Origin of the sequence: Savagea faecisuis, assembly GCF_042675605.1 — a bacterium.
GTDB classification, from domain to species: Bacteria; Bacillota; Bacilli; order Bacillales_A; family Planococcaceae; genus Savagea; species Savagea faecisuis.
Genome location: NZ_JBHTJF010000041.1, coordinates 39,762 through 54,951, shown reverse-complemented (window position 1 = coordinate 54,951; position 15,190 = coordinate 39,762). Strand labels below are relative to the sequence as shown.

The following is a 15,190-nucleotide window of genomic DNA, read 5'->3' as shown; positions in this document are numbered from 1 at the left end:
CGTTTTTTCATTAAAATCTAGAAAAATAATAACTGAAAATTCAGACGTTATTTATGCGACGGTAGTGATATTTTATAAGTCAAAAAAGCCTCTCACCTCGCATTCGAAATGAGAGGCTTTTCGATGATTTGATCTCAATTAGATTAAATCTAAGCTTTCTAATACTTCGCGTACTTCTGATTGTAATTCTTCAGTTGGTAATCCTAATGGACGGCGTAATTTTGGTGTAATTTTGCCCATCATACCGAGTGCTGCTTTTACTGGTGCTGGGTTTGTATCTTTAAATAATACGTCGTTTAATGGCATCATCGTGTAGTGCATATCTTGTGCACCTTTCACATCGCCTGCATCCCATAAGTTGTAAAGTTCAGCAACGCGTACTGGGTCAACGTTCGCTGTCGCACTGATGAATCCAGCGCCACCGATTGCGAGCATTGGGTAGCAAAGTAATTCGATTCCTGAGTAAAGCAAGAAATCGCGGCCGCAGTATAACATGACGCGGTTAACGTGTTCGAAGTCTTTGTTTGATTCTTTTGCACCGATGATGTTCGGGCAAGCGTCAACTAAAGCTTTCATCGTTTCTACTTCTAAGTTCACACCTGTACGTCCTGGAATGTTGTAAAGGATGATTGGAATTTCAACTGCGTCTGCAATTGTTTTGAAGTGATCGAAAAGTGCCGCTTGGTTTGGTTTATTGTAGTAAGGTACGATAACCATCGCTGCGTCTGCACCGATTTCTTCCGCGTACTTCGTCAATTCCATCGCTTCGTCAAAGTTTGTTGAGCCTGTTCCTGGCGTGAAGAAGACACGTCCGTCAATTGCCTCTTTTGCGAGGTCCATTACACGTTTACGCTCTTCTACTGTCATCGAGCTTGGCTCACCGCTCGTTCCTGTTACTGAAATTCCGTGGCTGCCGCTTTCGATCTGCCAGTTCACGAGGTCTTTGAACGTCTCCTCATCGATTGAACCGTCTTCTTTAAATGGAGTAATTACAGGACAAATTGAACCTCTTAATTTTTTTCTAGCTTCTGCATACTTTGGCATTGATATCTGCTCCTTTTCTAATTGGATTGTTCTTCATATATAAAATCATATATGATTTAGTATAAAAAATCAACGGATTTCGCTGATTTTTTTATTTATTTCATTAAGTCAGGTAAAAATGTCACAATTGATGGGAAGATGATGACGAGCACCATACATAAAATCATCGCGAATAACATCGGTAATACACCTTTGAAGATCTTATGAATCGGTACTTCTTTCGCAACTCCACTAATAATGTAAACACTTAAACCGAGCGGCGGTGTTAATAATCCTATGTTCATAACGAGAACCATTACGACACCGAACCAAATGCCGTCGAAACCTAACATTGTAATCAATGGGTAAACTACTGGTAATGTTAACGTGAAAATCGCAATACCGTCTAAGAATAAACCTAAAACAAAGTAAACGACGAGAATAACAGATAAAATAATCATCGGACTTAATGATGATTCCGCAACGAATTGTGTGATCATCACTGGAATTCGGCTAAGCGCTAAAAACTTACCGAAAATATCCGCACCGATTAAGATGAAGAAAATCATCGCTGTTAAACGAGTTGTTTCACTTAATGAAAGCTTGAAATCATTCCAGCTTAAGCGACGTGTTAATACCGCAAGTAAGAATGCTCCAAACGCTCCTACGCCCCCTGCTTCTGTCGGTGTGAAGAATCCTAAGTAAATTCCTCCAATACTAATGACGAAAAGCAATAAGAACGGCCATACACTATTTAATGATTTAAGTTTTACTGACATCGGTTTCTTTTCTGTAACTGGTGCAATTTCTGGTTTGCGTAAAACCATGACATAGATGACGATCATGAAGAGCGCCATTTGTAATAAACCTGGTACAATTCCGGCAATTAACAATTTCCCAATCGGTTCCATCGTTAAAATACCGTAAAGTACTAAAATAACACTCGGTGGAATTAAAATTCCTAATGTTCCACCTGCTGCAACACACGATGTAGATAAACCTGGATCATATTTGTACTTGCGCATTTCTGGTAATGCGATACGTGCCATCGTTGCTGTCGTTGCGTTTACAGAACCTGAGATTGCTGAGAAGAGCGCACTCGTTCCGATTGTCGTAATCGCAAGACCGCCTCGAACGTGACCGATCCACGAGTCTACTGCACGATACAAATCGTTTCCGAATCCACTATACGAAAGGAACATTCCCATTAAAACGAATAGTGGGATAACGCTTAATGAATAAGAACTAGCAGTCGAGAACGGAGTCGTTCCTAATTGAATTAAAGCTGCATCCCATCCGCGAATCATCGAGATTCCGAAAATCCCTACAATAATTAACGAAACACTGATCGGTACTCGCAATACGAATAGTACGAGAAGTAATACAATTCCTATCATTCCAATTGTTTCAGGACTCATGTCGTTCCACCGCCAATCCCCAATGTTTTAACATTTTCATAATGGATACAAAAGCAAACACAATAATCGCAAACGTGATGATGAAGAGCGCTGGATAGATCGGGATTCCTAAATCCGTCGTCGTTACCCCACTGTTCATCATGCGTACTCCATTCCCATACACTTGCTTCGCCATAAAGAATAAAACGATTGTAATGACTAATTCAACGAAACCGTAAACGATTTGTTGTACACGTTCTGGCAATTTCGTCATGACGAAATCAATCGTAATGTGATCATTCACTTTATGCGTAATCGCAAGTGCGAAGAAAACGAGAAGTGCCGAGCTGAGCTCGGTCACTTCATAGCTTCCTTGCAGTGGCTTATTAAACAAGTTACGTCCTAAAACGTCCATTGAAATAAGCACCATGATAAATAGAAGTAAAAGGTTCGCTAATTGTTGTTGGATGAATACGATTTTATCTGTAACAGTATCTACAATCGATATGAATTTTTTCATCCCGTCTCACTCCTATTTATCGCGTAATTCTACCGCACGGTCATAAACTGCTTGACCTGGTAAGTTACGTTTTTCAACTTTGTCAATCCAGTTTTGGATTGTTGGATTAATGAACTTAGACCATTCTTCTAAATCACTATCTGATAATTCGTAAATTTCAATGCCTTTATCTTTCGCTTGTTCGATTGCTTTTTCACTAATTGCATCAAATGCTTTACCTGTTTGTTCTGCCATACGCTCATTCGTTAATTCTTTTAATACTTTTTGGTCTTCTTCATCAAGTGCGTTAAATTCGCCTTCGTTCATCACGACGAACATTGTTGTTGAGTAGAAGTTACCGATTGTTGCGTATTTTACAACTTCGTCAAGACCCCAAGTGTAAATTGCTTCCCAAGGTGCGATCGTTCCGTCTACAACGCCACGCTCTAATGCTTCGAAGTTTTCGTTCATCGGCATTGATACTGGTGTTGCACCTAACGCTTGTAACCATTCGCTCGTTTCAGCTGAAGGTGAACGAATACGCATACCCTTCAAGTCTTCAATTGACTTCACTTGTTTCTTCGTTGTAAATAACTGACCTGGGTCTGTCGTGTATAACCAAAGTGGAACAGTTCCTGCATACTCTTGGTCAAACTCGTCAAACTCTTTGTAAAGCTCCCATAAGTTCTTTGAACCGCTTTCCGCATCTTGTGTCATGAATGGTAATTCCATTACTGACGTCAATGGGAATTGGTTCGGTGTGTACCCGTGAACACTTAATGAAATGTCGACTGATCCTGTCGCCGCTGCGTCAAACTGCTCGTCTGGTGCTGCGAGCGATCCCCCTGGATATGATGTCACTTTAATACGACCATCTGTTGCTTCATCAATCTCCTTAATTAGCCCTTGAATCTCTTCTTCTTGGAAGTGTGCTGGTGGGAAGAAGTGAGATAAATCAAGTTTCACTGATTTACCGCCATCTGTTGATCCACCGTCGTTGTTACCGCTTCCACAAGCAGCGATGAAAAGAACCCCTAATAAAACGACTAGCAACTTCACATCAAATAATTTTTTCATACGTTTTACCCCCTCATCATTATGTCTGCTTACGCAATTTTCAGAAATGTAAGCCCTATCACAAAAGTGATTAATCATATCGTATATCATTTTATATATGTTTTCAACACATTTTTACATATTATTCGATAATTTTGACAAAGCACTACAGTTTCGATCGAAATATGTTTATTTATTCCAATTTACATAGTTGCAACAACATATACGATAGGATATATTATGAATATGACAAAAACTAAAATGAATAAAAGACAATATGCGTATCATGTGATACGTTCGAGAATTGTGGATGGGACTTATGTAGCAGGTCAGCGAATTGTCATCGATCAAATCGCAAAGGAGGTCAATTCAAGTCATATTCCTGTGCGTGAAGCGATTCACCAATTGGAATCTGAACAATTAATTGAATATGAGCCAAATATCGGTGCCATTGTCAAAGGCATCAATAAGCAAGATTACGAACAAACGTTGGAAGTATTAGCGGTACTCGAAGGGTATGCTACTGCTTTGTCGGCTCCGTACATGACAGAAAAAGCGATCGAACAATTGACAGCTATCAATTTGGAAATGAAGCATCATCTCGAAAATTATGAAATCGATGAAGTGAATGAAAAAAATCGATTGTTTCACTATACGATTTATCAACAATGCCCGAATGAACCACTCATTCGCAGCATTAAAGAATTGTGGGAACGTCTCGATATTGTGAGACAAAATGGTTTTACGTTCTTCCCGCAACGCACGCCGCATTCTATCGGTGAACACGAACAATTACTACAATATTTCCGCGAACAAGCTTCGTTAGCTGTGATCGAACGAGCTGCTCGTGAACATAAAATGAATACGTTACACGCCTTTCGTGAAACGCATCGTCCTTAAATTAAAAAACGAAGCTACTCTAATGGAGTAACTTCGTTTTTTTATATGTTGCGATAAGAGGGGCGTATGTTGTATTAAAGGCGAATTGAGATAAATTTTGTTTCTAAGTAGTCTTCGATTCCTTGACGACCGCCTTCGCGACCGAGACCACTTTCTTTGAATCCACCAAATGGCGCTTGTGGCGTTGATGGCGCACCGTCGTTTAAGCCGACGATTCCGTATTCTAACGCTTCGCTCACTTGGATCGCTTCTGTTAAATTCGTTGTGAAGACATACGCTGCCAAACCGAATGGAGAGTTGTTCGCACGTTCAACTGCTTCATCGATCGTTTTGAATGTCGTCACCGGTACGAGTGGACCGAATGTCTCTTCGTACATACATAACATGTCATCTTGGACATTTGAAATAACAGTTGGCTCATAGTAGAATCCTTCGAGGTCTGGACGCGCACCGCCGACTGTTACTTTCGCACCTTTCGATACAGCGTCCTTCACTTGTTCATCTACTTTATCGATTGCTGCTTCATCGATTAAAGGACCGATATCCGTTCCTTCATCTAAGCCGTTACCGATTTTGAATTTTTCTACCGCTTCTGTTAAACGCGCCACGAATTGTTCTTCGATTGATTCATGAACGAAGACACGGTTCGTACAAATACACGTTTGACCTGCGTTACGGAATTTCGATGCGAGCACACCTTCGACTGCACGGTCGAGATCCGCATCTTTTAAAATGATGAATGGTGCGTGACCACCGAGTTCGAGCGATACTTTTTTCATCGTATCTGCTGCGTCTTTCATCAATAATTTACCGACTTCTGTCGAACCAGTAAATGTTAATTTACGCACGCGTGAATCTTCATTCCACGCTTTTCCGATTTGGCTACTGCTTCCTGTTACGAGGTTTAAGACGCCTTTCGGAATACCTGCTTGTTCTGCGAGTTCAATCAATTTAATCGCAGTAAGCGGTGTGTATTGTGCTGGCTTCATCACTGCCGTACAGCCCGCTGCTAATGCAGGTGCTAATTTACGCGTGATCATCGCCGCTGGGAAGTTCCAAGGTGTAATCGCTGCGACGACACCGATTGGTTGATGATGAACGAGAAGACGCTTATCGCGATGAGAAGCTGGAATCGTCTCACCGTAAATACGCTTCGCTTCTTCTGCGTACCATAAAATATAACCGTTCGCATAACGAACTTCTCCAAGTGCTTCTTGAAGTGGCTTTCCTTGTTCTGTCGTCATCGTTTTTGCGATGTCGAGTTCGTTTTCTTTTACGAGTTCATACCAGCGATAAAGGTATGCACTGCGCTCTTCTGCTGTGAGCGTTTTCCATGATTCGAATGCTTCCGCTGCCGCATCTGTTGCGAGCTTCGCTAAATCTGTGCCTCCATAAGGAACTTGCGCGACGACTTCTAATGTCGCTGGGTTAATGACTTCTTTTTGCTCCAAATCTTGACCGATCCACTCGCCATTGATGTAGTTAAGATATTGTTTAACTGCCATTCCATTTCCCTTCTTTCTTCCTTCAGGTTTTGTCTTGCACTGCTAAAATCGAGTGTATCATCTATCGCTCGATGTTTCTTACTTTTTGTATCGTAAATGTATATTATTTTTCTTATACGTTGGACGATCTAAGATTTGCATTTCTAATGACAGTGCGAGTGAACGCTTGTCAAAAATAGCTTGAAAATGCTCTACAATCGCATTGAACGCAGCATCGCCTACGAGTTGGAGTTGTTCTTCCGTACGTCCTCCACCGAGCTTCATCGTCGCATGGACGAATGCATCATCTTGCGCACCGTCCGCTACGACATACTCGTCTAAACGAATGGCACGCGTGCGCAACCCGCCGATTGGAATGATCGTCGGGTGCTCAAGCAATGCGTCATTAATTTTTTGGAGTAATGCCGGAATATCGCCCTCGTCTACGAGGTTTTTCGTATATTCAATAATAATATGTGGCATGGATTTCGCTCCTATCGGTTAAATTGATCGTCGCCTACGATCGTGTTCACTAAGCGACCTACACCTTCAACTTCTGTAACGACAACGTCGCCGACTTTCGTATCGACTGAACCTTTCGGAGTTCCTGTTAAAATGAGGTCTCCTTCATTCAATGTCATATATGAACTGATGTTTTCAATTAATTCTGGAATACCGAATACCATATCCGCTGTCGTACCTTCTTGTTTCACTTCACCGTTAATGTACGTTTTTAAAGATAAATTCATCGGATCTTTCACTTCGTCTTTTGAAACGAACCATGGACCGATCGGTGTACATGTATCACGGTTTTTGACGCGTAAGTTTGGACGGTAATAGTTTTCTAAATAGTCACGAAGCGCATAGTCGTTCGCTACTGTGTATCCAGCAACGTAATCGTATGCGTCTTCTTTTTTAATTTTCTTTCCTGATTTTCCGATGACGACTGCGAGCTCACACTCATAGTGCATGAACGTCACATCACTCGGACGGCGCGTTTCACCGTTATGTCCGATAAATGTGTTCTTTCCTTTTAAGAATACGAGTGGTTCTGTCGGCGCTGCGAATGATAACTCTGCCGCGTGGTCCGCGTAGTTCAAACCTAATGTGAACACTGTGCGTGGCTCTACTGGCGGTAACCATTCAACGTCTTTTTCGTTGACGATTTGTCCGCTCGCTAAGCGAATTTCATCTTCTGTATGTGGATATGCTGCTTGAATTGCTCCTTTATAAACGACACGTGCTGTTCTCATCGTTTTACCTCCTTCAATGCTGACTCTTTCATAACGCGGTTGTATAACGTACCAACGCCTTCAATTTCGATCGTTACGCCGTCATTTTCTTTAACGATTGGCGCGCCGTGATCGACACCGACTAAGACAACATCTCCTGCATAAAGCGTCATGAAGTCTGTTAAGTCTTCGATGATCGTTTCAACATTGCGAATTAAGTTTTTCGTTTGAACCGTTTGTTTCACTTCATCGTTCACTTTTACTGTGATCGTTAAGTCGTTCGGATTCGCTACTGCTTCTTTGCTCATGATCCATGGTCCTACTGGACAGAAACCGTCACGCGCTTTTTCTTTAACAGCTGGGCGGTGAACGTTCGTATGTGGAAGTGAAATATCATTCACGACTGTGTATCCAGCGATGTAGTCATATGCGTCTTCTTTCGATACGCGTGTTGCATCGCGACCGATGACGATACCAAGTGCTGCGCCAACGCGAAGTTCTTCTTCCTCATCTGGAAGTGGAATCATTTCGCCATCTGCGATAAATGTATTTTCTGGTTTAATGTAAAGTACAGGTGCTTTCGGTGGTGCGACATATGGTTTGTCGTTCATTTCACCTTCTAAAGCTGCGTACTCGTCTTTATAGTTTAATAATAAGCCGTACATCGTTCCTGAAACTGGAACGTCGAAAGGCACTTGTTCGATTGAATAATCGAGACCGTTCACTTCTACTTGTTCTGATGCGAAGTCTACTTTCGCGTCGAGTACGTGTTCGACCCCTTTAAACTTTAATTGAATATCTTTCACGATAAAACACTCCTTTTTCATATGTTCTCACTATGGGAAAAGCGTTGACTCAAAAATCTACTAATCCGATAGGATAAATAGATGATTATAGACAACGCTTCCATTATGCAAGCGGATTTGCTTCGTGACAAGCGAACCGCTCATGTATCTTATTGTTGCTCTTCAATTGCACGGTATTGTCCTTGATAGAAGAGTAACGGATCTCCGTCTTCTACTTTCGTATCGAGAACTTTACCGATAAATAGTGTATGGTCTCCCGCAACGATCATTTCGTGAACGTCACAAACGACAGAAGCTAATGAATTTGGAATGTAAGGAATGTTGTCCATATAAGCAAATTCAATCTCTTCTTCCATCGGTTTTTGGTTCGCAAAGTGCATCGAAATTGGCTGTTGTTCTTCGCGGAGGAAGCTTACACCGAATTTGTCCGCTTTACGAATTGTTTCAAGCATATTCGCTCGGTTATCAATCGAAATCATGACGAGTTTCGGGTCGAGTGAAATCGATACGAAAGCGTTCGCTGTCATACCGTGTACGCCACCTTCTTGCTCAGGTGCTGTAATGATCGTCACACCTGTCGCAAAGCGACCCATTGCATTTCTAAATTCGCGTCCATCCATTCTAATTTCCTCCCTTTCACTGGGCCACCGCTTGCGCTGTTACATTCGAATATTCCGTCGCTGTACGGATGAATGTAATGCGTGTTGCGCCTGACCAATCTGATAATTCTTCCGTGCGTAATGTCATTTGAACACCATCGCTCATCACACGACCAATTGTCATGCGACGGCCTTGTTGCATCACAACTTCGTACGTGCCCGTTGCAGGTACGGCGTATGAAGGGTCCACGTTCATACTGTAAGTGTGTAATTGCTGGGGGGCAATTGTTGCAACCATTTCAAATGGGCGACCGAGCAAGTTCGTCACTCGCTCGATACGTCCATCTGCAATCAATTGACGCACTAAAGTAGAGCTAATTTTTTCTGCTGCGCCGTCAGTCTTTTTACGGATGACAGAAACGCCAAATCCGTACTGTTGACCACTCGCTTGCAAAGTATCCGCATTGCCGCTCGCTTTTTTCCCGTAATGGTAGTCAAAGCCAATCACCGCATGCTTTGTTTTTAATTGAACGACGTATCGCTCAACGAATTGTTCAGGAGATAAGGATGCAAAATCCCAATCAAACTGGACGATGTACATACGCTCGACGCCGAATTTTTTCATCACTCGAACTTTTTCAGCGAGTGGCGTAATGTATTTTTTGTCCTTCATGCCACGAATGACTTCGTCTGGATGGGGGCTGAACGTCATCACCGCAAAAGTGTGACCGTTCGCCTTCGCCTGCTGTTGGGCTGCTCGAAGTAGCGCCTGGTGTCCGCGGTGGACGCCATCGAAAAATCCGATCGCCATCGCTTGTTCATCCGTCGGCTCATATTCAGTTGCACCATTCATGTAGACGATTTCCATCCTAATCTCCCCCAATTATTATTTTAAGTCGTTTAAGAAATCTTTAACGAAGTTTTTGTACGGCTCTTTTTCGAATGTATCGAAGTATGTCATACCCATACGAACTGGATCTCCGAAGAAGTAGTATTCGTAGTGTGATTGACGTGTTCCGAATGCGCTTGCTGTTAAGTCCCAAGCTAAACGGAATAATTGTACACGCTCATATCCATCAACGTGAGCACCTTGTAATCCACGACGTAAAATGTCGCCGATTTCTTCGTTTTCGAAGTCTGCTTGTGTTGGAATACCTGTTAATCCTGAAGCTGCAAGCACGCGAATGATTTCAGCTAATTTTGGATAAATACGTGGGTACCAGTTACGCGCTGCATTTAATGCTGCGAAGTCTGGAGTCATCATACCTGATTCGTCGAGTTTCGCGTTGTGCTCTGCACGGTAGATGTGTGAACGCATCGTTTCGAGCGTGATCATGATGTCGCGACCTTTGTCTTTTACGTGTTGGAACTGGTCGATTCCGATTGCTTCCATAATTGATAAAGCAACACCTAAGATAAACTCAGTTTTAATAATTGCTTTTGAAACAACTTGGTGAGCCATGTGAACAACTGCGTTTGTATCACCGAATGTACGGTTACAAATGTCAGAGTTACCACATACGAATACGCGCTCCCATGGAATGAATACGTTTTCAAATGACACAATTGCGTCTCCTTCTTCGAATTGTGAAGAAAGTGGGTAGTCCCATTTGTTGTCGCGGTAATCCCATGATTCACGGCTGATCATTTTCAATCCTTCAGCATTGTTTTCTACAACGAATGCGAGTGAATATGGATCGTCTAACTCTCCAGCTTTTTTAACTGTTGATGGGAATACGAGTGTTTCGTCTGTGATCGCAGCTTGTGTTGCGAGTAAACGAATACCATCTACGATAATTCCGTCTTGGTTTTCTTCTACTAAGTGTAATGAAACGTTTGCATCTTTCTGTTCGTGTTCTGCTTTCGCACGGTTCACTTGTGGGTGAATTAATGTATGCGTTAAGCTGATGTCGTTTTCACGTGCATACTCATAATATTTACGAGCGTTGTCTGCGAAGCGCTCATCTGCTTCTGCGAATAATGAGTTGTTCATACCCATTGCCATTACTTCTGCGTTTAAGTAGTCTGGTGAACGTCCCATCATACCTGCGTGTGAACGTGCCCATTCTTGTGTTGCTTCACGGCGTGCAATTAAATCATCGATTGTCGTTGGGTGTTTGAACGTCATACCAACTTGATCACCTGTTGTTGGTGAAGTGTATAACATTTTGTCTTTCTTTTCATGTTGGATGTCGTATAAACGTGCCATTGAGTTTACAACGTTTTTAAACGCCTTATGCTCTGTTACGTCCTCTACTTTTTCACCATCCACATACACTGTGTTTTTTGCTTTTTTCAAGCGCTCAATATACTGCTTACCTGTTTTAGCTCCCATTACTAAATTCCTCCCTAGTTAAATAAATGATTTGAAAGTAAACGCTTTCTAATTTGTGAAAGCAACTTATCATGCTTTGCAGAAAAGTCGCACGATTAAGTTAATTTCATTATCATATATGTTATGATATATGTAAAATATCAAAAACATTGTTTATTCATATCTTTTTTATATAACAGAGGAGGAGTTTTATATGAATATGAAACAACTGTACTATTTTTACACAATTGCAGAAGAAGGACAGATTACGAAAGCTGCGAAAAAGCTTCATATGGCGCAACCGCCACTCAGCCAATCTTTGCAAAAATTCGAACAATCTCTTAATACAGAATTGTTTATTCGCCAAGGAAGGCGCTTACAATTGACAGCTGCAGGCGAAATTTTATATAAAAGAGCAGAACAAATCTTTTCAATGATCGATCATACGAAGCAAGAATTGCTTGAAGTGACCGAAGGAATTCGCGGTACATTGCCGATCGGTTGTGTAAAATCATGCTTCTCTTACTTGCCGAATGAAATGAATTCATTTCGTGAGTACTATCCGAATATTAAATTTGATTTACGTGAAGGAGATTCTTCGTTTCTCGTTGAATTGCTCAGTATGAATGAAATTCAAATGGCTATCGTTCGCTTGCCGATCGATTTACAAGATTTCCACTCGATTCCGCTCAATCCGGAAAAGTATGTTGCCGTCATTCCGAAAGAATGGGGAGAATTTGAAGAAGCTGATGATATTACGTTAGAAACAATCGCAGAATATCCACTCCTTCTCCTCCATAGAATGCGAGGGATCGGACAATATGAAATTATCGTCAATCAATTTGATCAACTCGGCTTACATCCGAATATTTTATGCGAGTCTCCGAATATCGATATGTTGCTCGGTCTCGTCAGTGAAGGGATGGGTATTACGATTATCCCCGCCTCTTCTTTATTGAAGTTCCATAAAGATAATTTCATCGTCTTGCCAATTTCAAACATGTCGATTTATTCTGAGCCTGCTGTTATATGGAAGAAGACGAATATTTTATCGGCGAGTACGAAATACTTTATTGAACAGCTCACTCAACAGGAAGTTCCGCAATCGGCACTGAAATAACAGATAAATGTTCTTTCGGGTCATCTGAAATAAATTGATCGATGAGGACGCGTATCATATAAGGCCCGATCGGTTGAACTTGCTCTTTCGCAATGTAATGTTTTAATGTTTCGTAATATGTTCGCGCTTCAGCGTGCCCGCCACGAAAATAAATCGTCGCATACGTTCCTTCCACTAATTCGGATACCGCATCTAAATAAAGAACAGGAAGGCGATCTTCCACTTCTAAAACGTAAAAAATTGAGTCATACGTTAATGTGGTATCTTCCATCTGCTCTTCCGAAATGACTAAACCGATCTTTCCGACGAATACGGATATGAAATGATCGGTTTTTTCTTTTAACGTGCGAAGCGCAATTTCTAAATCATAAATGGATGTAATCTCGCTTTTGAAGTTGAGCGTATGACGTTTCGGGATGTATTCGAGAAGCGGTTCGTTTAATTGATCGAATTGTTGAAGGCGCTTTAATTCATGCATGCGTAAATCAATCGTCTTTTGGACGTAATGAAGTTCTTCAATTTTCGCTCGGTTAATATCGCTATACATTTCCATCGTTTCGATAAAACCTTCTAAATTTCGTTCATGTAGTTGTTCTTTAATCTCTTCTAATGTTAAGCCGACCGTTTTTAAATAGTTAATGAAGTCGAGTTGTTTAAATTGCTCAGCGGAGTAGTAACGATATCCGTTGTCCTCATTCACTTCGATCGGCTTAAACAGATCAATCTCATCGTAATAGCGAAGTGTTTTCGGATTCATATTGTGCAGCTTCGCCATTTGACCGATTGTAAAATGTGCATTCATCACGCTTCCCTCCATTTGTATCTATTATAGCCCTTACCATAAAGAAAAGCCTCCAAATTTCTCATTTGGAGGCTCGTTTTTATTTCTTTTTATTGTGAGCGAGTTCTTCGATTGGGAGGTATTCTCCTGTTAAAATATCTTCAACTGGAACGGCTTCTTCTGTCCAGCTTTTCGGTGGCATCGCACCCCAGAATGTTGCACGTTGTGGGTGATCTAAATTCCATTTCACTGGCTCCCAGTCTGGGTCGTTCGTGAAGTAGTCACCTGTGTAAAGTTCCATACGGTTGCCGTCTGGATCGCGAACGTATACGAAGAATGCGTTCGATGTTCCGTGACGTCCTGGTGAACGCTCAATATTTGCATAGTAGCCGAGTGCTGCTAAATGGTCACATGCGTCGAGAATTGATTTCGCATCGTCCATCCAGAAGCCTGTATGGTGGAAGCGTGGTCCACGGTCGCTAATGAGTGCGAGGTCGTGAACGCTTGGCTTACGGTGCATCCAAGCTGCCCACATCGCTTCTTTATCTTCTGAAATTGTTTTCACTGTATATTCTGATGTACGGAAACCTAAGTTTTCTGCGTACCAATCGTATAAATCATCAATGTTCGTAATTAAGCAGTTTGCGTGGTCGATACGTTTAATTTTCACATTCCCTTGTAAATGATACTTCTGCAACATGCGCTCTGCTTTGTCCATTTCGAAGAAGAACTCTACCGGAATACCTCCTGGATCTTGAATGCGGAGTGCACGGCCTTGTCCTTTTTCTTCGCCTGGCTCTAACCAACGTTTTTTCACGCCGAGCTCTGTGAATAATTTATCGAGTTCATCTAAATCACTGTCAGCGCTTACACGATATGCGATATGTTTTAAGCTAGCACGTTCGCCTTTCGTCAATACTAAACAATGGTGGTTTGCATCTTCTAACGCACGTAAATAAATGTGATTGTCATCCGATTCAGTCTCGATGAATCCGAGTCCTTCACAATAAAAATGACGTGCACGATCTAAATCTGTTACTGTCACTTCTGCGTGGTGAAGTCGGACAATATCAAATGGTTTTTTCATAATTCATTACCCCCTTGAATGATTGTATATTTACTATAAACCTTCCAGTAGGTGTAAGGTCAATACTTTTGTCCATATTTTATTCACATTTCTAAAAAGTCGGATTATTTTATGAATCTCCTCTATTTTTTCGTGCGATGCATTTCTTTTGACCTTCATTGACCATAGGTGTATGATACGTATAAAGCTAGTACTTGAGCACTTCTTTCTATATAATAAAAAAGATAGTGTTCGAGTTATTCAAAAGGAGGAACTACTACATGAACTTAATTCCAACAGTTATTGAACAGACGAGCCGTGGTGAGCGTGCTTACGACATTTACTCACGTCTTTTGAAAGACCGCATCATTATGCTTGGTAGCGGAATCGACGATAACGTAGCAAACTCAATCGTGGCACAACTTCTCTTCTTAGAAGCAGAAGATCCAGACAAAGATATTTCAATCTATATTAACTCACCTGGCGGAAGCATTACAGCAGGTATGGCGATTTACGATACGATGCAGTTTATTAAACCAGATATTCAAACCATTTGTATCGGTATGGCTGCTTCTATGGGTGCATTTTTATTAACAGCGGGTACGAAAGGCAAACGTTTTGCTCTTCCAAACGCTGAAGTGATGATTCACCAACCACTCGGTGGCGCACAAGGTCAAGCGACTGAAATCGACATCGCTGCAAAACGCATCTTGTTCTTACGCGACAAATTAAACCGAATTATGGCAGAACGTACGGGTCAACCGTTAGAAGTGATCGAGAAAGATACAGATCGCGATAACTTCATGACAGCTGAACGTGCTCTCGAATACGGTTTAATCGACCACATCGTAGAACGTCACGACGAAAAAATGGCATAAAACAAATAAAATCCTGAATCGAGCATTCGCTCTGT

At 41.6% G+C, this 15,190-nt stretch carries 16 protein-coding genes; 3 read left to right on the top strand and 13 right to left on the bottom strand.

Annotated elements, in window-relative coordinates; translation table 11 throughout:
• Positions 1–138: 138 nt before the first annotated feature.
• The 4 genes from hpaI to ACFQ0V_RS12100 form a co-directional block, all read right to left on the bottom strand.
• Complete coding sequence (hpaI, locus tag ACFQ0V_RS12115; RefSeq protein ID WP_381013970.1) at positions 139–1,044, bottom strand: 2,4-dihydroxyhept-2-ene-1,7-dioic acid aldolase; 906 nt, start codon at positions 1,042–1,044, stop codon at positions 139–141.
• A 95-nt stretch (positions 1,045–1,139) separates the two neighbouring features.
• Complete coding sequence (locus ACFQ0V_RS12110) at positions 1,140–2,441, bottom strand: TRAP transporter large permease (RefSeq protein WP_381013967.1); 1,302 nt, start codon at positions 2,439–2,441, stop codon at positions 1,140–1,142.
• Positions 2,431–2,940 carry a TRAP transporter small permease gene (locus tag ACFQ0V_RS12105; protein ID WP_381013964.1) on the bottom strand — a complete coding sequence of 170 codons (510 nt, stop codon included), beginning with the start codon at positions 2,938–2,940 and terminating at the stop codon, positions 2,431–2,433. The genes ACFQ0V_RS12110 and ACFQ0V_RS12105 overlap by 11 nt, the downstream gene beginning before the upstream one ends.
• 12 nt (positions 2,941–2,952) lie before the next feature.
• Complete coding sequence (locus ACFQ0V_RS12100) at positions 2,953–3,996, bottom strand: TRAP transporter substrate-binding protein (protein ID WP_381013961.1); 1,044 nt, start codon at positions 3,994–3,996, stop codon at positions 2,953–2,955.
• A 225-nt stretch (positions 3,997–4,221) separates the two neighbouring features.
• On the opposite strand from ACFQ0V_RS12100, the gene ACFQ0V_RS12095 reads away from it, so the two are divergent.
• Positions 4,222–4,875, top strand: a complete 654-nt coding sequence (locus tag ACFQ0V_RS12095; RefSeq protein WP_381013957.1) for a GntR family transcriptional regulator — start codon at positions 4,222–4,224, stop codon at positions 4,873–4,875.
• Positions 4,876–4,949: 74 nt separating this feature from the next.
• On the opposite strand, the gene ACFQ0V_RS12090 is transcribed toward ACFQ0V_RS12095, so the two are convergent.
• The 7 genes from ACFQ0V_RS12090 to hpaB all read right to left on the bottom strand — a co-directional run bounded on the left by ACFQ0V_RS12090 (position 4,950) and on the right by hpaB (position 11,331).
• Positions 4,950–6,380 (bottom strand): NAD-dependent succinate-semialdehyde dehydrogenase, encoded by a 1,431-nt coding sequence (locus ACFQ0V_RS12090; RefSeq protein ID WP_381013954.1) that lies wholly within the window; start codon positions 6,378–6,380, stop codon positions 4,950–4,952.
• Positions 6,381–6,458: 78 nt separating this feature from the next.
• Complete coding sequence (locus ACFQ0V_RS12085) at positions 6,459–6,842, bottom strand: 5-carboxymethyl-2-hydroxymuconate Delta-isomerase (RefSeq protein ID WP_381013951.1); 384 nt, start codon at positions 6,840–6,842, stop codon at positions 6,459–6,461.
• Positions 6,843–6,853: 11 nt separating this feature from the next.
• Positions 6,854–7,612: a fumarylacetoacetate hydrolase family protein gene (locus ACFQ0V_RS12080; protein ID WP_381013948.1), complete on the bottom strand. Its 759-nt coding sequence runs from the start codon at positions 7,610–7,612 to the stop codon at positions 6,854–6,856.
• Positions 7,609–8,397, bottom strand: a complete 789-nt coding sequence (locus ACFQ0V_RS12075) for a fumarylacetoacetate hydrolase family protein (RefSeq protein ID WP_381013946.1) — start codon at positions 8,395–8,397, stop codon at positions 7,609–7,611. Before ACFQ0V_RS12075 ends, ACFQ0V_RS12080 begins: the two co-directional genes overlap by 4 nt.
• Positions 8,398–8,546: 149 nt before the next feature.
• Positions 8,547–9,017, bottom strand: coding sequence for a flavin reductase family protein (locus ACFQ0V_RS12070; protein ID WP_381013943.1), 471 nt, complete (start codon positions 9,015–9,017; stop codon positions 8,547–8,549).
• 16 nt (positions 9,018–9,033) lie between these two features.
• Complete coding sequence (locus ACFQ0V_RS12065; protein WP_381013940.1) at positions 9,034–9,864, bottom strand: hypothetical protein; 831 nt, start codon at positions 9,862–9,864, stop codon at positions 9,034–9,036.
• Positions 9,865–9,882: 18 nt separating this feature from the next.
• A complete protein-coding gene (gene hpaB, locus ACFQ0V_RS12060) occupies positions 9,883–11,331 on the bottom strand; it encodes a 4-hydroxyphenylacetate 3-monooxygenase, oxygenase component (RefSeq protein ID WP_381013937.1) in 1,449 nt (482 codons plus the stop codon).
• 193 nt (positions 11,332–11,524) lie between these two features.
• Here hpaB and ACFQ0V_RS12055 point away from each other — a divergent pair, with 193 nt between their 5' ends.
• Entirely contained in the window at positions 11,525–12,430 is a 906-nt protein-coding gene (locus ACFQ0V_RS12055) for a LysR family transcriptional regulator (RefSeq protein ID WP_381013934.1), read from the top strand.
• Here ACFQ0V_RS12055 and ACFQ0V_RS12050 read toward each other — a convergent pair.
• Together ACFQ0V_RS12050 and hpaD are read right to left on the bottom strand one after the other, a co-directional pair.
• The gene (locus ACFQ0V_RS12050) at positions 12,393–13,232 is read right to left on the bottom strand and encodes a MerR family transcriptional regulator (protein ID WP_381013931.1); all 840 of its coding nucleotides are present in this window, start codon (positions 13,230–13,232) and stop codon (positions 12,393–12,395) included. The genes ACFQ0V_RS12055 and ACFQ0V_RS12050 overlap by 38 nt on opposite strands.
• A gap of 79 nt (positions 13,233–13,311) precedes the next feature.
• Positions 13,312–14,298, bottom strand: coding sequence for a 3,4-dihydroxyphenylacetate 2,3-dioxygenase (gene hpaD / locus ACFQ0V_RS12045; RefSeq protein WP_381013929.1), 987 nt, complete (start codon positions 14,296–14,298; stop codon positions 13,312–13,314).
• 260 nt (positions 14,299–14,558) lie between these two features.
• On the opposite strand from hpaD, the gene clpP reads away from it, so the two are divergent.
• Positions 14,559–15,155 (top strand): ATP-dependent Clp endopeptidase proteolytic subunit ClpP, encoded by a 597-nt coding sequence (gene clpP / locus ACFQ0V_RS12040; RefSeq protein ID WP_381013927.1) that lies wholly within the window; start codon positions 14,559–14,561, stop codon positions 15,153–15,155.
• The last annotated feature ends 35 nt before the right edge of the window (positions 15,156–15,190 follow it).